Origin of the sequence: Vibrio sp. Hal054, from assembly GCF_037162405.1 — a bacterium.
GTDB classification, from domain to species: Bacteria; Pseudomonadota; Gammaproteobacteria; order Enterobacterales; family Vibrionaceae; genus Vibrio; species Vibrio diazotrophicus.
Genome location: NZ_JARLUT010000002.1, coordinates 1,019,651 through 1,041,856 on the forward strand (window position 1 = coordinate 1,019,651; position 22,206 = coordinate 1,041,856).

Consider the following 22,206-nt stretch of genomic DNA (forward strand, 5'->3'; position numbering starts at 1 on the left):
ATGTGAACGATCACAAAGTAATGATCAAATGCTCGTGAACAATAGATATCGCAGTAAACAAAACGGGAGAGCCAATAGCTCTCCCGTTTTTATCTTGCTTATCATTCAGCGGAATAACCACCGTTAATGGCTTTAGCAAAGGTTTTTTCAATGATTGCTTCATAAACGTCAACCAAGGTAGCGGAAATCTCCGAACTCAGATCAAACAACTTAGCCTGATACTCTTCTGTATGTTTATGCTCGGTCAAATATTGTTCCAGCTGTGTCATACACTCATTCAAGTCTGGATGGTAATCCGAATACACGTCACTCACTTTCACCAGTCTTGAATAGAGAACATTCGCTTGTTTAGCGAGTAGTGCCGGTTTTAAGTTCATGTTCATTGCCATGATGCTTAATCGATACTGAGTCAACGCTTCAATACCAGACATCACCGCTTGCCACTGATCATTGTATTCTCCTGCTAACTCCAGCTTGTCGGCTTTATCAAGAGAGATAAGGATCTGGCTATCGATCTGAAAAATCAGTTGGCGAATCACTTTACCGTGCACCACCAAATTGTTCGAAATCGAGCGATTCTTGTAGCTACTGGTTAATTGGGACAGCTTGTTTTTCAGTGCGATTCTTTCGATAGAATTACCAACGTAACGGTCACTCGCTAGCTTGGTATTTGCTTTCGTCATCTCCTCATCCAGAGCCGCAATTTTCTCTACAACCTCTTGTTGATGATTAAAAAGAAATTGGTGAGTGAGCGATCGATGCTGTCTGACCATATCAATCATATCCAGCAACTTGGTAACTGAAGCCTGATGCTTTAGCAAACTACGACGTGAACCTTTTGAAACTAATGTAGAAACTTCACCGACCAAACCAAGAATAAAGTTATTGCCAATCATTTCCATGTCACTGATCTCCTGCATACCTGTCTATAGCAAGGAATTGCATAAGCAGTGCCAACTGTTAACTTGTTGATATCAATAGATTTACACTTATGTGAACTTAACAGTCTTGCACAAAAATGTGACCAAACGCACTTTTTTGGTGATTTTGTGATCAGAGTGGAATTATTTTATTACGTAGAAATAGTCAACTTTGAGAATTAGCTTAGGCTGCTTTGAGCCTTGCCCAAAACAACTTCTGTGTCATCTTTCTGTCCTAATTTATTGGCTACCTTAGCTCAACAGTCATGAACTTACTGTTCGGATCCGGTTTGTAGTCCGCAAATGGTTCGCAATAATTAAAGCCAAACTTCTCATATAAGTTTCGTGCAGCAAGGAAGTACTCTTCCGAGCCAGTTTCTAAACTCACACGTTGATACCCACGTTCCGTTGATACGTTTAAAGCATGTTGCAGTAGCTGAGTCGCTACCCCTGATTTTCTGGCGTGGCGTGAGGTACGCATCGACTTCAACTCAGCGTGTGATTCGTCCAGCTGCTTTATCGCCACACACCCCATTAACTGCCCATCCCGCCAGCCGCTAAAGAAAGTGATCTCGGAAGATTTGAGCGCGTTAACATCGAGAGCATGCACACTCTCAGGTGGAGAAGTGGCGTACATATCTGCTAAATGCTCTTCCAAGAGTCCTATAACTGCTCCGCCTTCTAGGCTATCGATAATGATGTCCATATCTTAATTGTCCGTCTTATATGTGAATGAATACTATTCCTTGAAGTTTTTGGTTATATCGAATATTTCCACCAACTTAAAGGTTTTGTTTTCATACTCATATTTGATTACGCAGCAGTTCGGGATAGGTCCTTTCAGTACATCATCTAAGTCGTGCCATAGGGACAAAAAGTGTTTACATGCACCTGAATGCGACACCGCCAGAACCGTGTTATTACCTTCTTGCTCCATGATTTCAATGCAAGTTTTCAGCACGCGATCTTTTAATTGCTGGCGAGACTCACCACCAAACTGCAAATAGTGTGTTTCACGAGCTTCGTAACTTGGATGCAGATCTTCACTCTCACCTTCATAAGTGCCGAAGTTCATCTCTTTCAACCCTTTAAGACGAGTTAAAGGCATTCTGTTGCGGGTCACGATTTCAGCGGTATCGCTGGCGCGTTCAGTAGAAGAGCTGTAGAGGCGATCGAGTTCAATATTGTCAAAAAACTTGGCGGCAAGTTCTGCCTGACGAATCCCCTTTTCAGTTAGTGGTGAATCACACCAACCTTGGATTTTTCTTCTCACATTAAACAGCGTCTCACCGTGACGCATCATATAAAAGGTTTTAGTCATTGAGAGCCATTTGTTTCAATCTTAAAAAGCAATACGCCATTATAAACAGATATGAAACCAATGTAGATCTTTTAGAAACAGACAACAGTTTGTGCTCGGACTCACGAAACAAGGCCAATAATTGAGATTTAGGAACGCTTCAGATAATGCCACTTATAATTAGTTTATCTAATAAATAAGGTTGGGCGTTGAAATGGCTAGCATATTACACAACCCATTAAACAATATAGAAAACTCGCTGACGGACAGGCTTAAAGATCTACATGACCGGATACTAGAACGCTCACCAGGAGTGTGCCGTATTGCCTGCGCACTTTATGATCAGCAGACCGACCTTCTGAAAACCTTTATTAACAGTACTAATTCAGGGCACGCCATTAGTCGTTATGAATTTCCGCTGAGTAAAAGCTATCAATTGCAAAAACTGAGAGAGAGTGGTTCGTGCCGAGTTATCGACAAAATTGAAGAAGAGATTGGCACAGGAACCGCCCACTCTGATTGGCTTCTCGAACAGAAATATCGCTCCTCCTTTACCATACCAATGATGACAGACAACCATTTCATTGGTTTTATTTTTATCGACAGTGAAGTAGAAGGTTACTTTGACGAGCAGGTTCAAAGAGATCTGGTACTACTGACCAAACTGATTACCCTAACTATCGTCAGTGAGATATCAACGGTTCAGGCTTTGTTAGCCACAGCTCAGGCTGCGAGAGACTTCGCTCACCTGCGGGATTTCGAAACTGGCATGCATCTGAACCGAATGGCACTGCTGTCACGCATGATAGCGAAATCGATCGCCGATCAATTTCAGTTCACCGATGAGTTTATCGAGCATCTCTATTTGTTTAGTCCATTGCACGATATCGGAAAGATAGGAATTCCCGACAAAATACTGCTCAAACCCGGCAAGCTCACTGAAGAAGAGTTTGAAATTATGAAAGGCCATGTCGATAAAGGGATCAAAATCATCTCTAAAGTATTGGATGACTATCAGCTCTCCCACCTCAGCGATTCACAGTTAATGCTCAACATTGTGGCAGGCCACCATGAATACCTTAATGGCACAGGTTATCCGAAAGGTTTGGTGGGCGATGAAATTCCGATAGAAGCGCGAATTGTCACCGTGGCAGACATATTTGATGCACTTACCAGTAAACGCCCTTACAAGGAACCTATGTCAATTGAAGAGTCCATTAAAGAACTGCAAAAAATGGTAGAGATTGGCAAACTTGATCCTGTTTGTGTTAACGCACTGACTGAAAACATCGATCAAGCTGCCGATATCGTTACCCGATTTAGAGACGATTAGTTTCTTCTCTATAAACCTGGACTTAGAGAGTATGGCTGCGGGCTGGAAGAAATACTTCGCCCAACATACAACGAACACTACCTCCACCGATGCTTTCAATGGTTTCAACATTGAAAGGCAGTAGCTTACCGTGGCTGGAAAGCTGAGTTCGTTGCGCCGGAGAAAATGACTCATAAGCAGACCGAGACATCGCAATAATCTTGTCACCATTGACCGTTTCGAGTTGCAAAATGTTGCCGCAAAACCGGTTCATCTGCTCCAGTGAAATGGAAATCACCTGTTTGTCTTTCGCCAGCGACTTCAGCACAAAGCGGCGCTCGTATTCAGGGATCACTTCATCACATATTACGCAGAAGCTTTCGCCAATCGCCATCATCACATTGGTGTGATAAATCGGCTGTCCTGAAGGCAAAGCGGTTTGAAACGAAACCACACGCTCGTAGCCAATGCGTTGAGCATAATCTTCAAGAACTTCACGATCACAACGCTGGGAAAGTGCAGCATAAATGGTACGGTTGATATGATCGATCACCATAACACCAGTGCTTTCCAGATACGCATGTTGCTTTTGGTATTCCACCAGCGAATCTTGGCGAGCGATGGTGCGACCAGCAAAAGAAAGTTGCTGAATCAACTCATCTGAACGAACCTCATACTGGCGATTAGTACAAGCCATTGGAAAGGTATAGAAAGCACCGTCAGTGGTGGTACTGAACCAGTTATTTGGGAACACCGCATCCGGTGTCGCCACATCGCCCAACGGATAATCAAATACAACGACCTGAACACCTTCTTGGCGTAACTTGGTGACCATTTGATTGAATTCAGCCATTGCATGTTGAGTGATTTGTTCATCAGACAAGGCAGATTGATTCTGAAATTCGTTGTCTTGAGCCGTCTCCGCATTGAACTTAAACTCTTTTGGCGGGACCATAACAACACAGTTGGCATTCTGCACAACACCTGAGTGACGTTGGGATAAATTTTGCGCTTGTAGCATGGGTTGAAACACATCCGTTTGTTCAGCAATGTTTTGAATTGTAAACAGTTTGTTATAATAACTTTCACTGAATTTTGGCTAACAAATGCAAGCAAACCTTCTCATTTACTGCCGTTTCAATTTATATCAGTAAATATTACTGACTATTTTTTAGCTGAGCGGCATATATGCATTTTTTATGCAACAAGTGTAGATAGTATTCAATTTAATGAATGATTACCTAATGAGCAGCAGCGTTTTATACTGGCGGATATTTGTACTCTGAATAACCTCGGTTTAGAGATATACTGCTGAACATAAAGCATTCAATTGCATATTTTCGTTGTCGCACAGTAAGCAACGAGAAAATTATCCCGCTTTCGCATCACAACGACTTCTGCCTATCTGTGATGTGGTGAATGAATAACAATAAGGATCTTCAATGTATAAGAAATTTGAAAGCTTCACCGAAGCGTTTCCTCAAAAGGAGCCAGACAGGCCACCCAATACACTCTTAGCATTCTGCCTGCACTACACAAAAGGCTTTGAAAAACCGCTGATTTTATTGGCGTTAATGAGTACCACCATCGCCATAATTGAAGTCTCACTGTTTGGCTTTATGGGTCAGTTAGTCGATTGGTTATCAGGTAGCAACCCAGAAACATTTTTGGCGGACAACAAAGATACTCTGATGGGGTTATCCGTACTTATTTTGGTTGTGATGCCTATTTTGATCGGCTTCTATTCGTTGGTGATACATCAGACCATGCTGGGCAACTATCCGATGTCGATACGTTGGCTGGCACACCGTTACCTGCTGAAACAGAGCTTATCTTTTTATCAGGACGAGTTTTCTGGCCGTATAGCGACCAAAGTGATGCAAACCTCACTGGCGATCCGAGAAACCGTGATGAAAACGTTGGATGTGTTTGTTTACGTCACCGTTTATTTTACCGCGATGGTTGTCATGCTGGCTCAGGCAGACTGGCGTTTAATGCTGCCGATGCTGATTTGGCTGGCCGCGTATGTCGCTATTCAGCTCTATTTTGTGCCGCAACTTAAAACGGTCTCTTCTGAACAAGCCGATGCTCGCTCGCAAATGACTGGGCGCATTGTCGATAGCTACACCAACATCGCCACTGTGAAGCTGTTTTCGCATAGCAAACGCGAAACCGAATACGCAGAAGAAGGCATGGGCAGTTTTCTTGATACCGTGTATCGACAAATGCGTTTAGTCACTGGCTTTAACGTTTGTGTAGAGCTTGCCAACTACATTCTGGTGTTCGTGATTTCCGCTATGTCTATCTACCTATGGATGCAAAGTGCAATATCAGTGGGCTCAATTGCGATTGCGATTGCACTGGCTCTGCGTATTAACGGTATGTCGAAATGGATCATGTGGGAAGTTGGCGGCCTGTTTGAAAACATGGGTACTGTAGTTGATGGCATGCAGATGCTGTCTAAACCAATTGATATCCAAGATGACAAAGACGCCAAAGATCTGGTGGTTACTCAAGGTGCAATTGAATTTAACGATGTCAGCTTCCACTACGGCGAGAACAAAGGTGTGATTGATCACCTTAATCTGCATATCAAAGCAGGCGAAAAAGTCGGCTTGGTGGGACGTTCTGGCGCGGGTAAATCAACCTTAGTGAATCTGCTTCTGCGCTTCCATGATGTGGAGAGCGGCGAGATTAAAATTGATGGTCAGAATATTTCTAAAGTCACTCAAGATTCTCTGCGTAGCGCTATTGGTATGGTCACGCAAGATACCTCATTGCTGCACCGTTCAATTCGCGACAACATCTTGTACAGCAGACCAGATGCAACCGAAGAAGATCTGCTCAAAGCGACCAAACAAGCGCATGCTCATGAGTTTATTACTGACCTGACCGACCCACATGGCAACGTCGGCTACGATGCTCAAGTTGGCGAGCGCGGTGTGAAACTGTCGGGTGGTCAACGCCAGCGTATCGCTATTTCACGAGTATTACTTAAAGATGCGCCACTGCTGGTATTGGATGAAGCGACCTCTGCACTGGATTCAGAAGTGGAAGCCGCCATTCAGGAAAGTTTGCTTGAGCTGATGCACGGTAAAACGGTAATTGCGATTGCCCACCGTCTATCAACGATTGCCGCTATGGACAGGCTTATTGTTTTAGATGACGGAAAGATCATTGAGCAAGGTACGCACCATGAACTTATCGAGCAAGACGGCATCTACGCTCATCTTTGGGCTCATCAGACTGGCGGTTTTATCGGTTGTGATGAACTTGAAGAAGAGAACGTTGCTTGAAGCCGCAGCCTCACTAAGCAAAACAAAATAGCGAATAACAACTAAAGTTAAAGAGCCAACCACACAGGAGCCATCCTATAAAGGTTGGCTCTTCTCTTTTCACTGTGGTGAATTTCTCTTAAAATTCCGCCAACTTCTGTTTCAACATAATGAATTTCATCAATCATGAATAAAAGTCTTATCACCAACCTTATCTCTCTCGTGCTATTGGCTTTGGGTTACACCACTCAGAATCAATTTGCTCTGTACGCAGGTCTGTTCGCTTTTTCGGGCGCAATTACCAACTGGCTAGCCATCCATATGTTGTTTGAGAAAGTACCCGGTTTATATGGTTCAGGTGTTATTCCAGCGCGATTTGAAGCATTTAAAAATGCAATTAAGACCTTGATGATGGAGCAGTTTTTTACCGACACCAATATTGACCGCTTCCTGAATCAAGAGCTCAGTGGCAAACAACCACTCGACTTAACACCGATTATCGCCAAAGTCGACTTCAACCCAAGCTTTGACAAGTTAGTGGATGTGATCGCGAACTCTCAATTTGGCGGTATGCTGGCAATGTTTGGAGGCACTGAAGCACTTCAGCCAATGAAGCAACCATTTGTTGAGAAGATGCAAGAATCAATGGTGGAAATTAGTCAGAGTGAATCGGTAAAAAATGCCCTTAAAGAACAGCTAGAATCACCGGCAATGTTAGATGAAATCAAAACCAATATTGAAGGAATTATTGACCAACGCTTGAGCGAGTTAACGCCTCAGTTGGTTAAAGAGATGGTGCAGAAAATGATTAAAGAACACCTAGGCTGGCTGGTTGTTTGGGGCGGTATATTCGGTGGTGTGATTGGCCTTGTGTCTACCTTCATAGCGTAGTCTGACTAAATAACCGAAACCTATCAAAGAAAAATCCCAAGCAAGCTGAGCTTCTTGGGATTTTTTATTTCAATCATTCACTATTTTTTTAAAGGCAGTTGCTTTAAGCGCCAATCCTTTAAGCACCGATGACGCCGCCATCTTCACGCGTAATCATCATGATGGTTGAACGAGGCTTAGAAGAACCACCCGCAGGGAAGTTCGACGCTTGTAACTCTTCACCCGGATGCTGAACGCCAATAAACATGGTTTTCTGGTCTGGAGAGAAGGTTAACCCTGTAATTTCACAAGCTACTGGACCAGTTAAGAAGCGGTGGATTTCGCCAGTGATTGGGTCGCCACACAACATCTGGTTGTTACCCTGCCCTGCAAACTCGCCCTTGTTTGAATAGTTACCATCGGTTTGAATCCACAGACGACCTGCTTTATCAAAACCAATACCATCAGGGCTGTTGAACATATTGTTGGCATTGATGTTTTCACTGCCTGCGTACAAGTTACCTTGGTTTACTGTTGGGTTACCCGCAATCAGGTATAGATCCCATGCAAACATCTCTGCGGTGTGGTCGCCTTTTACTGGCATCCAACGAACAATCTGACCGTAGTTGTTTTTCTCACGCGGGTTAGGACCACCCACTGGCTGACCTTCTTTACCACGGTTCTTGTTGTTGGTCAGAGTACAGAATACGTATTCGTTATTTGGATGTACCGCTACCCATTCAGGGCGATCCATAGTCGTGGCGCCCACTTGTGTTGCGGCGCGACGAGCAAAAATCAGCACTTCCGCTTGGCTGTTAAACCCGTTTTCAGGCGTTAAGCCGTTTTTGCCGAAAGTCAGTTCTAGCCAACGACCTTGACCTTTCAGCGCTTTGTCTTCCATATCGAACTGAGCAACATACAAGGTGCCTTCTTCAAGCAAATTGCGGTTCGCTGCATCATCACCTTTCTGGTATTTGTTCTTCGATACAAATCGGTACAGATGCTCACCACGCTCGTCGTCACCTAAATACACCACAACGTGGTTGTCTTTGTTAATGGTTAACGCCGCATTTTCATGTTTGAAACGACCAAGAGCAGAACGCTTAAGAGGCGTTGAGTTCGGATCATTCGGGTCAATTTCCACTACCCAACCGTGGCGGTTTGGCTCGTTCGGGTTTTTCGTTACGTCAAAACGTTCGTCGAATTTATGCCACTGGTAATCACTTGGCTTAGCAGAAATGCCGTAACGTTTTTGGTCAGCATTAACACTGCCTTCAGTATTCGCACCGAAGAAGCTGTTGAAGTTCTCTTCACACGTTAGGTAAGTACCCCAAGGCGTTTGACCATTTGCACAGTTGTTAAACGTCCCTTTTGGCATAGTACCCGATGGATCGGCCGCCGTTTTTAACAGTTCATGACCTGCTGCCGGACCCGTCATCTTCATTTGTGTATTGGCGGTAATACGGCGGTTACGTTTGCCGTTACGGTCAATCATCCACTGACCATCTTTACGTACGATTTCGACAATGGTGTTACCTACTGCCGCCTGTGCTTTCAGCACATCGTCAGCAGCCATATTCTTGCCTTGGTGATCAAACAAATACTCGTAGTTGGTGTATTCGTTGTTGATTGCTAGAACTGCGCGATCATCGCTGATCGGGAACAAGCTCATACCATCAGTGTTGTCACCAAATTGAAGCGCCTGAGCGGCAGACTCTTGTTTTCCACTCGGATCAAAGTCAGGAGCATTTGGGAAAATTGGGTCACCCCACGAAATGAGCGGTGTTGCTTTGTAGCCTTTAGGAACAACAACCGTATCAGCGGTTGAGGCTGGCACTGGCTCAAAATTCAATAGTGACGATGTCGGTTTTGCTGCAACCGCTTTTGCCACTGGATTAAGCGCTAAAAAAGCACCCGCACTCACTGCTGCTGTTCCAGTTAGGAAACCACGGCGAGACAATCTCGCTTCGATCATTTCACTGAACTGAGAATCTTGCTCATCACGATTCCACATTGGAGACTCCTTGACTTTACTAGTTATAGTTATTGCATCATTGCAACTTAGATTTCTAAGATTCAGGAGCTTATCTTTCAAATGTGACTAAAAGGTGAATGTAATGTTTCTAACTAATGACAGCAGTATAAAAATTTGAGAGCCCTATCCGTTCACATTTCCTGTCTATTCCTTATACTCAACAGCAGTAACCACATTTTTATTACCGTTATTTTCTGTTACTGAAGCTGTTGCGGCATGAGCAACGTTTATTCGTTTCCATTACATAGTTGTTTATCTATGAATCATCTATGCGAATGGAGACTTATTTACTAACCACAAACCCGTAACGCCCAGTCATTAGAAAGCTTTCTACGATTGTTTATAGCAATGCTAATTAGAAAAAAATCAGTAGAAACTCTGCATCGTCATCCTAAACCCATGACTACAGAGCAAGCGGAAAAAGAAACGACACAACAATGAGAACAGAAACCAAGGGCCTGACCTTAATTCATTAACAGGCCAACTTCCTCCTATGGGAGTTAATGAGGGTATTATGAACGTGGTTATCAATGGAGTTTCCTATGCCTATGAGGCAGGGAAAACCGTATTTCAATTTATTCAATCTACTGGGATTGAAGTCCCTAGCCTATGCGCGGCCAGTCATCAGCAACAAAAACAACCTTGCGGACTCTGTGTGGTCGACATTGACGGAGTCGGTATCGTTCGTTCTTGTGAACAAGAACTGACACCGAACATGCGTATTCAAACCCACACAGAAACTTTGCAGCAACTTCGCCATCAGGCTCTGAAACGCATTTTGTCTGACCACAATGCCGACTGTGAAGCACCTTGCCAAATCGCGTGCCCTGCACATGTGGATATTCAAACTTATTTGCACCACATCGCCCAAGGCGAACCGCAAAAAGCTATCGAAGTAATTAAAAAGCACCTGCCACTTCCTGCCTCCATTGGTCGTGTGTGCCCTGCGTTTTGTGAAGCGGAATGTCGCCGGAGTGTCGTCGATGAACCTGTCGCGATACGCCATTTAAAACGTCATGCAGCAGACATTGATCTGGAAGCAACGCCGTATCAAGCAGACATTCAGCCAAGTAACGGTAAGAAAGTGGCAATTGTCGGCGCAGGTCCCGGTGGATTAGCGTGCGGCTACTATTTGAGCTTATTGGGTTTTGCGACCACTGTGTATGAAGAGATGCCGAAAGCAGGCGGCTGGTTACGTTACGGTATTCCTGAATATCGCTTACCAAAAGATGTGCTCGACAAAGAAATTGAACTGCTCACCCAAACGGGCATGCAAATTCACTGCAATCAAAAGATTGGTGAGAATTACACGCTGGCACAACTGGAACACGATTACGACGCAGTTTGCCTTGCGATTGGGGCAAGTCTGGCAGTGAGCAGTCCCTATCCCGGCAGTGAGTTAGCAGGCTGTTATCTGGGCGTCGATTACCTCAAAGATGCCGCAACAGAACGAAAACTGAAAACAGGTAAGCGAGTGGCGATTATCGGTGGTGGTAATACCGCCATCGACTGCGCCCGTACCGCATTGCGACTTGGCGCTAAAGTAACGCTGATTTATCGTCGCACCATGGCAGAAATGCCAGCAGAAGAGTATGAAATTGAAGAAGCCAAAAACGAAGGTGTGGCATTCCAGTTTCTAGCCAATCCAGTAGAAAACCTCGCCGATAAAAACGGACATGTGCGGGCGGTCAAACTCGAAAAGATGATGTTAGGTAAACCAGACTCATCCGGCCGCAGGCAACCGATTCCAACGGGTGACATTGTCGAGATGAAATTTGATACTGTCATCTCAGCCATTTCACAACGCTCAGATACGGTGATCATTGCAGGTGCTGACCTACCACTAACTCGTCGCGGTACAGCTGATGTCACCGAAGATACCATGCACCATGCGCGAAATGTGTTTTCAATTGGTGATTTCCGCCGAGGACCAGCCACAGCGATCGAAGCCATAGCCGACGGAAAACGCGCTGCGGAAGCCATTGCAGAAAAACTGCTGCTCGGTGGTATTGCGCCTAAACCTCATCAATTCAGAAGCAGAAAAGAACCATCACTCAGTCGAGTTAAGCAACTCGAATATCGTTTAGAGGCGGTGAAACGCAGAATCCAGTTCCCGCATTTACCAGAGTCAGAATCGACCACCAGCTTTAACGAAGTAGAACTCGATGCGGGTATTGAAGCGTCAATGCAAGAAGCTCAACGCTGTCTGGAATGTGGCTGCCAAGCAAGCACCCAGTGCGATCTGCGAGATTACGCCAGTGAGTATCAAGTCAAAACGGAAGAAGTCGATTGTGCATCGGGTAAACATCGTTTCCCAGTGGACAAAAGCAGTGAGTTCATTGTGTTTGATGCGAACCGTTGTATCAGTTGTGGCTTGTGCGTACAAACTTGCCAAGAAGACACACAGCATGGCGTCCTCCAATTTACACAAGGTTCACTGCGTCCTCATTTCGCAAACGGCGAATCAATGGGCGGTTCAAGCTGCGTGCAGTGTGGCGCTTGTGTTCAGGTTTGCCCAACGGGTGCACTTGCAGACAAACGCGACAAGTCTTACTCCCGAGTGGAAATACTCAAACCCGTAAAAACCGTCTGCACCTACTGTGGCGTAGGTTGTAACGTCGTGCTGTATGTGGATGAAAAAGACAACAAAGTTCGTTATGTCGAAGGCGATAAAAACTCGCCAGTCAACCAAGGTATGCTGTGTGTGAAAGGCCGTTTTGGCTTCGACTTCATTCATAGCCCAGAACGCCTAACTCAGCCTTTAATTCGTCAAAATGGTAAGTTAGTACCCACTTCTTGGGAGAGTGCGATTGAAACTATCGCTAAACGCTTTACTGAGATTAAACAGAAATACGACAGTAATGCGCTTGGTGGCTTCTCATCCGCGAAAACCACCAACCAAGATAACTATCTGTTCCAGAAGCTGATTCGTCGCGAGTTTGGCACCAATAACGTTGATCACTGTGCAAGGCTTTGTCATGCCTCTACGGTTACTGGTCTGGAAGCATCAATTGGTAGCGGTGCGATGACCAATGATATTGCCAGCATTCAGCACTCGGATGTGATTTTTGTGATCGGTTCAGATACGACATCGGCGCACCCAATCATTGCCTCACACCTCAAACACGCAGTAAGTCGCGGTGCAAAACTGATTGTGGCAGACCCGAAACGTATCGGCATGGCAGATATCGCAACCCTGCATGTTCAACAACGTCCGGGTACAGACGTAATGCTACTCAACGGTATCATGCAGCAAATCATCCAGAATGCTTGGTATGACAAAGATTACATTCGCGAGCGTGTTGACGGCTTTGAAGACTTGATGATGGAAGTGATGTCCGATGCTTACTTACCGGAAAAAGTTGAACTCGTCACAGGTGTCAAAGCACAAGACATTAAGCGAATGGCAGAGATGATCGGTACAGCCAAAGTGACCGCCGTCTATTACGCTATGGGTATTACCCAGCACACCACAGGGCACGATAACGTTCGCTCCATCGCCAACTTACAAATGCTGTGTGGCAACATTGGTGTTGAAGGTGGCGGTATCAATCCATTACGCGGTCAATCCAATGTTCAAGGCGCTTGCGACATGGGAGCCTTGCCAACGGATTACCCAGGTTATCAGAAAGTGTTGAGCCCGCTGGTACAAACCAAATTTGCTAAAGCATGGCAAGCTGAACACCTATCCACTGAAAATGGTTTAACCCTAACAGAGATGATTGATGCCGCGCATCGTAAAGAGCTTCGCGGTTTGTACGTTATGGGTGAAAACCCTGTACTCAGTGATCCGAACCAAGCCCATGTGATTGAAGCGCTTAAAGCGCTCGATTTTCTGGTGGTGCAAGATATCTTCTTATCGGAAACAGCCGAGCTTGCCGATGTGGTGCTGCCTTCGGCGTCTTTTGCAGAAAAACGCGGGCACTTTACCAATACTGAGCGACGTGTTCAGGCACTTTCACCTGCGATTAAATCACCGGGCGCAGCGAAACAGGACTGGTGGATCATCACTCAGATTGCCAATGCAATGGGTGGCAACTGGCACTATCAAAACATTGAACAAATCAATGCTGAGATATGCGAAGTGACACCGCAATACGCAGGCATCACATGGGAGAAAGTGGGCAGCCAAGGTGTGCAATGGCCGTGTAATGACCAATCACCAAACGGTACACGCATCATGCACCAAAGCACATTCAAACGTGGTCGTGGTGAGATGGTAGCAGTGCCTTTCATCTATGCTGCTGAAATGCCAGACGAGAATTACCCGTTAATTTTGACCACAGGGCGCTTGCTGGAGCAGTTCCATACTGGAACCATGACTCGTAAAACCCAAGGGCTGGACAAACTCGCAGGACCAAGAATCATGATCAGCGTTCAGGATGCAGAAAAACTGGGTATCAAAAACAGTGAAATGGTACGCCTATGCTCTCGCCGAGGCATTATCGAAGCGCCAGCTTTTGTCACCAAACGAATGCAAGAAGGTGTGGTCTTTGTTCCGTTCCATTTTGCGGAAGCTCCCGCTAACAGACTGACATCTGAAGCAAGAGACCCTTATGCCAAAATACCGGAGTTCAAGGTTTCAGCGGTAAGGTTAGAAAAATTAGGTTTAACTAATAAAAAGATATCGAAAGTAGCTTTGAAAGAATAATCTGTGTCTATACTTAGTGTGGAAACAACCTCCATCAACTGGCTCTAAAAAGCAAAAACCACTCTTTCACTAGAGTGGTTTTTTTCATCTGCCGTTTCAGTTGCTAATGTTGCAGTCGCTAATTAAGCAGCATGAATAATATCCGGAGAGAGCGAACAAAGCTCATCAACAATCTCTTTGGTTTGTTTTGAGTAGATCAACTTATCTTTCGAACCGACCAACTGAACCATCTTCACTTTTTTGGACAAAATCGCATGTCTTAAAATACGCAGAACCATCTGATTATCGAGAACTTCATCATCGGACAAACCAGTACTTGGCACCAATGACGCCAAATCGATATTGACCACCAGTTGATCGCAGTGATCCATAAAGTGGTTAAGCTGGTTTTTCAACTGTGTGCGATGACGAAAGCTGCATTCGTCGGAGCTTAGCCAATCACAACCGAGATCCTCGGCATACTCTAATACTTGAGAAGCAGTACGCTTGAGGTCTGCGCCAATAAAGAAAGCTCGGGTATTTTGAAAACGCGACAACATGAAGTGAAACGCAGAACCCAATGTTGGCTCAAGCGATTGCTTAAGTTCAAATCCGTGACCAATATGAATCACGCCAATCTCTTCGTTATCCAACGCCAGTACTGGCATCGCTTTAAGGATCAGCTCATGGCAGTTTGCCAAAGCCACAGGCACAGAGCACAACGCAAAGTGTCGGCTGAGCAACTCTTGATAAGCGACATCCTGATGGTCTTGAACCACGAAATGGCCAGCATCACTGTAGTTAAGATTAGATTGCTGTTTGTAAAGCCACTCTGAAGACAATTCCAAACTCTGTTGAGCAAATTCAAACTCTACCTGTGTCATAGGCTTAACACGTTCACAAACGGTTAGAAAAGTGAACGGAGAGAATGTATGCACCGAACTGCGGTTCATACGGTAACGTTTGAATAAACTCAACATGATGATTACCTCTCTGGTGGCAACGCGCGAGCGGCCTGTAACACATGCAAAATGATTCGCTGTTTATTAGCGTCAACGCGATGGGCTGGAGCCATAACTGTAATCGCGCCAATCAATTTGCTTCCTTTCATCACCGGAGCACTGATCCCAGAAACGCCCGGATCAATCTCAGAAGTACTCACGGCATATCCTCGTTGCCGAATTTTCTCCAACTCAACTTGCCACTTGTCCAATTGCTCTTCTTGCCCGAAGTGTCGCAATATCTTTTCACAACGCTGAGTTGGCATAAAAGCCAGCATAGCTTTGGATGAGGCGCCACGAAGCAGGGGTTGACTTTGACCCTGGACGTAGCTGCATCGGAGCGCCTGCATACTTTCTTTCTGGATGACACACAGTGCTCTGTAACCTACCGGCACCATGAATGCAGCCATTTCACCTGTCTGTTTTTGCAAGCGTGTTAACACCGCATCAACTTCGTCTAAATTGTGTTGGCTGGTCTCGTAACTATGCATTAACAGCAAAGCAGCCGGACCGATGATCAAGGTTTTGTCGTATGGACTTTCCTCAATCAAACTCCACTCTTTCAGCAACTTTAAGTGTCGGTAAAGACTACTCAAAGGGACTTGCAATTGTTCACTCAGCGTTTTCGCTGAAACAGGTTCACTATTCACCGCCACTTGCATTAATAGCTGGAGTGACTTTTCGTTGACCTGATTCGTAGACAGTTTTAATTCATTCATGGGATTGTTTTAGCCTTTATCAGTAAACGCCTCAAACTCAAATTCTTATATATCGAGAATCCCACCCAAATTAAAGCATTATATTCTCACTGAGTGAGAATGTTGTAAAATAAATGCAGATTTATAATCAATCGCAATTCTTATGTTACTCACAGATGATGACTTGCATTTCCCGCCATCTATCGGCACCCTCTATATCCTTCCTATTTGAATGTACAGCGATGCCAGCGGCGTTCCTCGTTATTGGTTCTGCTGTTACTGCAAGTAGTTTGCGTATTTCCGCAAGTTGGCTTCAAGGACAAACAAAATGAAATTAATCAAACCACTCTCGTATATTCTCGCCCTCGCTTTTAGCGCGTCAGCGGCCGCTAAAGTCACCATCGAAGTTCCTAGCTCTGTTGATTTACTTGTTGTGAATGGTGCAAAACCAGAAACGTCTGGAAGTTTGTTCTCTTCAACCAAAAGCGTTGAACTGGAAGATGGACAAAATCAGATCGTATTCCGTTTTGAACCCTATTTTACAGAAGGTGATGACCGTGTAGGCGTGGCGAGCGATGTTGTGATCGCTAAATTTACTGCACAAGATAAAGAATTGGTTTTCTCATTGCCTGAGTATCGCGATGCCAAAATGGCGCAAGAAAAGATTAAATCTTTTGACTGGTCTTTGGTGGATAAAAGTGGCTCAGCAATCAGCATTGACCAAGATCGTTTAATCAAAGAAGGTATGCAGCTCGGCCGCAATTTCTATCAAGAAACCAAAGAATACAACCAAACAGGTGCCGTGGCTTCTATTGCTGATAAAAGTGCTGCTTCAATGGCTATCAGCCAGCCAATAGCCGCAGATTCGACAGCGGAAGAAATGCTGCACTTCTGGTACAACAAAGCTGACGCAGAAACTAAAGCACGCTTTAAAGAATACGTTAAGGGGCACTAACCCAACCAGGCGAGCTCTCTTGAATAGAGAGCTCGTAATACTCTTTCTCGTTCTTCACCAATACATCCAACACTTTGCTGTCCAATCGCCCGCAGCTCACTTCGTGAGACATAATTTGCATCACTTCTTCAAGGGTCATCCTTCCTCGGTAAGGCCGCGCTTGAGTTAAAGCCTGAAACACATCTGCTACCGCAATGATACGTGAGGGCAAATCAATTTCTGCGCCTTGCAAACCTCTCGGGTATCCCGAACCATCTAAACGCTCATGGTGATTCGCCGCCCATTCACAAACAGCAGACTGTCCAAACATCATTTGCAATGTATAGCGTGAATCCGTTGAATGACGCTGAATACAGAGGTATTCACTCTCATTGAGTTTACCCGGTTTATGTAGGATATCCTCCGGCGTGTGTAGCTTGCCAATATCGTGTACTAGCCCTGTTAAATACAGCGCTTTTTGCATCTCAGAACTAAGCCCCAACTGCCGAGCCAAACTGTGACAAATCTCGGCGACTTTCTGAGAGTGATAAAAAGTGAACTGGCTCTTCGCATCGACGATATTTGCCATCAGCATTGCAATCGCCACTACATCGCCTACTTCTAACTTTTGCTCGAAAAATGGCGTTGAAGGTAGACTTTGGCTCAATGCTTCGATGTGATGATACTCCATCGAGAACCAGATGAATTCTTTGCTCAACAGGCTTTGCATTTGACGCACCAAATCCCTCTCAAACAAGGTGCCACTGAGCCGCCCAATTTCAAGACACACTTCATTACGAGCTTCCTGAGTGACATTGCTGAACTCATCTCTTGGGTAGAGCTCTTTAAGATAATCGACCCGGTCGGCGAGAAATATCAGCGCAGCAAAACGCTTATCTCTGTCTGGGATATCAATGTGCTTTAACTCTTCCCAAGGGGTATGGTGGTACAAGATAGTATCGGCAAAAAGAGCCAATGGTGGGCATTGAGAAAGGAGTTCGTATCCTCGCACACAGTGCTGACGAACATTGTCGGGCTGCATATTCTCAAGCAAATTATAGAAATCACGTTTTTGCGCGACACCGCAGTCATGAATTAAGCCAAGTGAGAATACCAACTGGCACTCTTCTTCACTCCATTCCATCGCTTTAGCACAAGCGTAGGCCATGTAGCCTACACGATGACCGTGATTGATATCATCAATACCAATTGAATCTAGCGCTCTCGCGATACAAAAGAATGTTTGCCTTAAGTTAACATGCCACTCTATTTTGACAGGACTCATCATATGCAGCTCGTTTCTACTGTTTCAGTTGAATACTACAACCCTAATGAAAATATAGTAGAACAATGGCTAGTGGTTAAACTTAGGTTCGATCACTTTTCACCAACTGTTAAGGCTGGCACATAATCGATAATTTCGTCCTGTTCGCCAATAGATAGCTGATAACACTCGTGAGAGTGGCGTTCCAGACACTCAAAAATTTCTCTATCTAACTGATTATTATCAACGAGTGAACGAACTATCCCCAAAGCTTCTTCCAACGGCATTCCCGCTCGGTAAGGTCGTGATTGAGTGAGAGCTTGAAACACGTCCGAAACAGCAATAATCCGGCTTGGCCTATCGAGTTGATCTGCCATTTTACCTAACGGATAGCCCGAACCATCCAAACGTTCATGGTGGTTGGATGCCCATTCGAGAATACGCTGAGAGCGGAAAATAGCTTGCAGGATAAAGCGTGTGTCCGTGGCATGGCTCTTAATGCAGGTATACTCTTCGGAAGTCAGCTTACCTGCTTTGTGCAATACTGGATCCGGCGTATAAAGTTTTCCGATATCGTGCACTAATCCTGTCAGATACAACATCTTCTGCACTTTAGGAGAATACCCAAGCTGCTTAGAGATGAACTGAGCCAGCTGAGCCACTTTCAACGAATGCTGGAAAGTGAAAGAGCTTTTTGCATCAACAATTTTTGCAAAAAATTCAGCGATCTCTATGGTGCCATCCAAATCGACGCGGCCAGAAAAAAACGGCACAGGCTGCATTCGAAAGTACATTTCCTCAATGTACCTTGGCTTCATTGCAAACCAGAAATCGTCTTTATCCACCAGCTCCGTCATGTGCTGGACCATATTCGGTTCAAACACAGTATCTGCATGATGGATCAGCTCATCACAAATCGCTTTTTTCTCGACAGCGGAAAGATTACCAAATTTGTCTTTCTTATGAAGACGGTAGAGATGATCTAAACGGTTGGCTAAAAAGATCAGAGAAGCCAGTTGTTTATCGGTATCGGATAACGGCAGATTTCTCAACTCTTGCCAAGGAGTATGGTGGTATAAAATTGGCGTGGCAAAACAAGACAACGGCTGACACTCTTTCAGCAACATATAGCCTTTTTCACAATGACGGGAAAAACTGCCTGTTAAACAGTGTGGGAACAGAGGTAAAAGATTAGTCGATTGTGTGCCACCACAGTCATGCATTAGCCCTATTGAAAAAGCTAACTGAGCCTGTTCTTCATCCCACCCCATAAACACCGCACATCGATAGGCAATATATGCCACGTTGTAGCCATGGTAAGGGACTTCATGCTCAATTGCGTCTAACGCTTGAGCAATACCTAACAAAGCCTGACGCAAATTGACTCTTGCATCGTCACCTGACATATCCATACGAAAACTAGCAATCTCACCTAAACTATAAGGCTAGAAAATATAAATGAATGTCATACTTTTGTCCTTGATATAATCAGGGATATCGACGGATCACTTAAAAAATGTGACCCATAATTTTCGCAGAATGACATCTTGTTAGATTTGAAAACGGGATGGATTTTAATTCGTGATCGAAATCCAACTTGGTGCATATTGTAAATGTCTGCTGTTGACTAAGTTTTAAGTAGCTAAGGAGGGTAAGGAACTGGCATTCTTTACCCTTGAAAGCCTGCCATTAAGCATTGGCAGCAGCGAAACTCTGACAGTTCTTTGGACACACTTTTGAACAAGCTTCGCAGCCAATGCAATCTGCTGCATTTTTCAGCGTCATGACCATCATCACTTCATCGTCGTCAAAATAATCGTCGTCTTCATCAATATCTTCGTTTTCCACCAGATCAAACACATCTCTTGAACAAACCTTGTAGCAGCGTCCACAGCCGATACAGTTTTGTTTGTCGATGGCCTGAATGAATTGCGGTACCCATTCATCACCGCCTTGGGTATAACCTACTCTATTGCTCACCATTCTCTTCCTTGTTGATATTTAAACATTCCTGTTCATGGCTTATAACGTCAGCCATTGTTACGTCAGCTATTGTTTTCAAATTTCAGTGCCGTTACCACTCTTCATCCATCAGTTGAGATAAACGTTGCTGACTGTTTTCCGCCGTCTGCACACCTTCACGTTGCTTCATTGCCCTAGCCAACCAGCCAGAAGGACCTTGCTGCAACTCTTGTTGCATTTCCGACAAGAGCTGATGAATGTCGTACCCTTCGCGCACTTTGATTGGCTGAATGTTTTGCTCAATCAACTGCCTTATTGCGGCTGCTCCACACGCGTTACAGAACACCGCAGAACACTCCGCAAGGTCATTGATTCGGCTTGGTAGTTTGTCGTGAACACGATCCGATACTGAATATTCAATCGCTTCAATCAAATGCCAGTCTTGTTCGCAGATTCCATAGATCAACATTCCCAACGAACTGCCAAAGTGCTGATCAACGGTCTGTCTATCATGGGTTGCAAAGGCAACTTTCACTTTGAAGCTGCTGGCATCTGGGCTCGGTTCGACGTGCAATCTGCGTTTGTTTATGCTCATCGCGCCTCCTTAGAATCAAATCCAGCCATCTCGTTTTGCATGACTTCATGAGCTTCAAAGCGGTAAGCGCTGATATGAACAGGGACTTCATCTTTGTGATTACGTAATAGCAAATTGGCTAATGCAAACAGGCGCTCACGAATCCCCTCATAGCCAAACTGACGTATGTCCATATTTCCATACTGATCGTGGCAAGGATAACCAGCACGCAAAACCGGAACACGAGGCTCACACATCTGCGCAGCATGAGTGTTACTGATCACCGCTTTCAGATGTGAGTTGTTCAGATCAATCGCAGAGAGGTCGCCTATCACAATGTCATCCGCTTCGATATCCGATAGATGAGGCGCATCAATCGAGGTGATCAGTTGAGAAATTCGGCCACCAACGGAGAGAAGCAATTCGGCGTAACCTTTGGCAAGGTCGGGTTCTAGCGCAATCACATACTCTTCTCGACTGAGCAGAAAATGAGTATCTAACATTGCATCTTGCACCCGTTGTCTGGCTCTAGTCATCCAACTCGGTACATCGTGTCCACTGATGCGGGATAACGTCATCACGAGGTCATCCACCACATCCATATTCATACCCATGCCAAACGACTGATAAGGAATGTCAAAACGCTGCTTGAGCCATTGGGCAAGATCAAGCAAACCATCGCCCAGCACCAAAGTCATGATGCTGTCAGACATCAATTCCACTTCCATCACTGACGTACCACCAGTGCTGGTTGCGTTGTATTCCGCTTCGTCCAAATGTCCATCAAGTGACTGTGATAAATCAGGTACGACAACCGCATCAAGCCCAAACGCTTCGACATATTGCTTGATGGTTTCAATGTCAGCTGCCGTCATCCCCAATGAACAAAGCACATTGACCTGTTGACGCTGACGAGGACGCAAGGTGGGAGGCTGAACAAGCTGCTTCACTACGCTCCGAACTGCTTCGCAAAAACCGGTTTGCATTGAGCCAACAAAATCCGGCGTTGCCATTGAGACAATGCGGGTATTAGAGAACTGAGGATGGTTATGCTTGAAATCCGCAATCACTCGAAACACATCACAGCCTTGCATCTCTGTCAGACCTGTCGTCATGACCGCAATAAGCTCTGGGCTTTGCTTTTCACACAGCAGTTGCAAAGCTTCGCTGAGGTTATCATCGCCACCCATCACCGCTGAGACTTGGTCAATAGCGGTATTTTGCAGAGGGATGGGCTCGCGCAAATGCTGAATCAAATAGACTTTGGCAAAAGCACTGCATCCTTGAGCGCCGTGCATTAACGGAATAGAACGATGAAAACCGAGTGATGCCAGAGTTGCCCCCGTTGCAGGGCTGGTTTTCAAAGGCTGAGAAACCAAAGGAGAATTCACTTTTCTTACTTTCGCATTTCTTTCAGTCACCATTTGAGTA

17 protein-coding genes are annotated in these 22,206 nt (G+C 45.0%); 5 read left to right on the forward strand and 12 right to left on the reverse strand.

What is annotated here, in order from left to right; genetic code table 11:
- Positions 1-101: 101 nt before the first annotated feature.
- The 3 genes from P4S58_RS20705 to P4S58_RS20715 all read right to left on the reverse strand — a co-directional run bounded on the left by P4S58_RS20705 (position 102) and on the right by P4S58_RS20715 (position 2,241).
- Positions 102-902, reverse strand: coding sequence for a hypothetical protein (locus P4S58_RS20705; protein ID WP_337165530.1), 801 nt, complete (start codon positions 900-902; stop codon positions 102-104).
- A 265-nt stretch (positions 903-1,167) separates the two neighbouring features.
- On the reverse strand, positions 1,168-1,626 hold the full coding sequence (locus P4S58_RS20710) for a GNAT family N-acetyltransferase (protein WP_337165532.1): 459 nt from the start codon (positions 1,624-1,626) through the stop codon (positions 1,168-1,170).
- Between the two features lie 33 nt (positions 1,627-1,659).
- Positions 1,660-2,241 (reverse strand): histidine phosphatase family protein, encoded by a 582-nt coding sequence (locus P4S58_RS20715; RefSeq protein ID WP_102939834.1) that lies wholly within the window; start codon positions 2,239-2,241, stop codon positions 1,660-1,662.
- Between the two features lie 193 nt (positions 2,242-2,434).
- On the opposite strand from P4S58_RS20715, the gene P4S58_RS20720 reads away from it, so the two are divergent.
- Positions 2,435-3,553, forward strand: coding sequence for an HD-GYP domain-containing protein (locus tag P4S58_RS20720; protein WP_337165534.1), 1,119 nt, complete (start codon positions 2,435-2,437; stop codon positions 3,551-3,553).
- A 22-nt stretch (positions 3,554-3,575) separates the two neighbouring features.
- On the opposite strand, the gene ctlX is transcribed toward P4S58_RS20720, so the two are convergent.
- The gene (gene ctlX / locus P4S58_RS20725) at positions 3,576-4,553 is read right to left on the reverse strand and encodes a citrulline utilization hydrolase CtlX (RefSeq protein WP_337165535.1); all 978 of its coding nucleotides are present in this window, start codon (positions 4,551-4,553) and stop codon (positions 3,576-3,578) included.
- A gap of 421 nt (positions 4,554-4,974) precedes the next feature.
- Here ctlX and P4S58_RS20730 point away from each other — a divergent pair, with 421 nt between their 5' ends.
- Both P4S58_RS20730 and P4S58_RS20735 read left to right on the forward strand, forming a co-directional pair.
- Positions 4,975-6,828 (forward strand): ABC transporter ATP-binding protein, encoded by a 1,854-nt coding sequence (locus tag P4S58_RS20730; protein ID WP_269349243.1) that lies wholly within the window; start codon positions 4,975-4,977, stop codon positions 6,826-6,828.
- Between the two features lie 165 nt (positions 6,829-6,993).
- Positions 6,994-7,698: a DUF445 domain-containing protein gene (locus tag P4S58_RS20735; RefSeq protein WP_337165537.1), complete on the forward strand. Its 705-nt coding sequence runs from the start codon at positions 6,994-6,996 to the stop codon at positions 7,696-7,698.
- Between the two features lie 118 nt (positions 7,699-7,816).
- On the opposite strand, the gene P4S58_RS20740 is transcribed toward P4S58_RS20735, so the two are convergent.
- On the reverse strand, positions 7,817-9,691 hold the full coding sequence (locus P4S58_RS20740; protein WP_337165539.1) for a PhoX family protein: 1,875 nt from the start codon (positions 9,689-9,691) through the stop codon (positions 7,817-7,819).
- 535 nt (positions 9,692-10,226) lie between these two features.
- On the opposite strand from P4S58_RS20740, the gene fdhF reads away from it, so the two are divergent.
- The gene (gene fdhF / locus P4S58_RS20745; RefSeq protein ID WP_337165541.1) at positions 10,227-14,363 is read left to right on the forward strand and encodes a formate dehydrogenase subunit alpha; all 4,137 of its coding nucleotides are present in this window, start codon (positions 10,227-10,229) and stop codon (positions 14,361-14,363) included.
- Positions 14,364-14,485: 122 nt separating this feature from the next.
- Here the strand turns inward: fdhF and P4S58_RS20750 are convergent, their stop codons facing one another.
- Both P4S58_RS20750 and P4S58_RS20755 read right to left on the reverse strand, forming a co-directional pair.
- A complete protein-coding gene (locus P4S58_RS20750; protein ID WP_171137039.1) occupies positions 14,486-15,322 on the reverse strand; it encodes an arginase in 837 nt (278 codons plus the stop codon).
- 5 nt (positions 15,323-15,327) lie between these two features.
- Complete coding sequence (locus P4S58_RS20755; protein WP_042479490.1) at positions 15,328-16,062, reverse strand: IclR family transcriptional regulator; 735 nt, start codon at positions 16,060-16,062, stop codon at positions 15,328-15,330.
- Between the two features lie 307 nt (positions 16,063-16,369).
- Here P4S58_RS20755 and P4S58_RS20760 point away from each other — a divergent pair, with 307 nt between their 5' ends.
- Positions 16,370-16,996, forward strand: a complete 627-nt coding sequence (locus P4S58_RS20760; RefSeq protein ID WP_337165543.1) for a DUF2057 family protein — start codon at positions 16,370-16,372, stop codon at positions 16,994-16,996.
- Here the strand turns inward: P4S58_RS20760 and P4S58_RS20765 are convergent.
- The 5 genes from P4S58_RS20765 to nifN form a co-directional block, all read right to left on the reverse strand.
- On the reverse strand, positions 16,983-18,260 hold the full coding sequence (locus P4S58_RS20765; protein WP_102962602.1) for an HD-GYP domain-containing protein: 1,278 nt from the start codon (positions 18,258-18,260) through the stop codon (positions 16,983-16,985). The two genes, P4S58_RS20760 and P4S58_RS20765, sit on opposite strands and share 14 nt — an antisense overlap.
- Positions 18,261-18,352: 92 nt before the next feature.
- On the reverse strand, positions 18,353-19,651 hold the full coding sequence (locus P4S58_RS20770) for an HD-GYP domain-containing protein (RefSeq protein WP_102965088.1): 1,299 nt from the start codon (positions 19,649-19,651) through the stop codon (positions 18,353-18,355).
- Positions 19,652-19,928: 277 nt separating this feature from the next.
- Positions 19,929-20,219 (reverse strand): ferredoxin III, nif-specific, encoded by a 291-nt coding sequence (gene fdxB, locus P4S58_RS20775; protein ID WP_102939844.1) that lies wholly within the window; start codon positions 20,217-20,219, stop codon positions 19,929-19,931.
- Positions 20,220-20,313: 94 nt separating this feature from the next.
- Positions 20,314-20,796, reverse strand: a complete 483-nt coding sequence (locus P4S58_RS20780) for a NifB/NifX family molybdenum-iron cluster-binding protein (RefSeq protein WP_102962308.1) — start codon at positions 20,794-20,796, stop codon at positions 20,314-20,316.
- On the reverse strand, positions 20,793-22,199 hold the full coding sequence (gene nifN / locus P4S58_RS20785) for a nitrogenase iron-molybdenum cofactor biosynthesis protein NifN (RefSeq protein ID WP_337165546.1): 1,407 nt from the start codon (positions 22,197-22,199) through the stop codon (positions 20,793-20,795). Before nifN ends, P4S58_RS20780 begins: the two co-directional genes overlap by 4 nt.
- Positions 22,200-22,206: the final 7 nt, after the last annotated feature.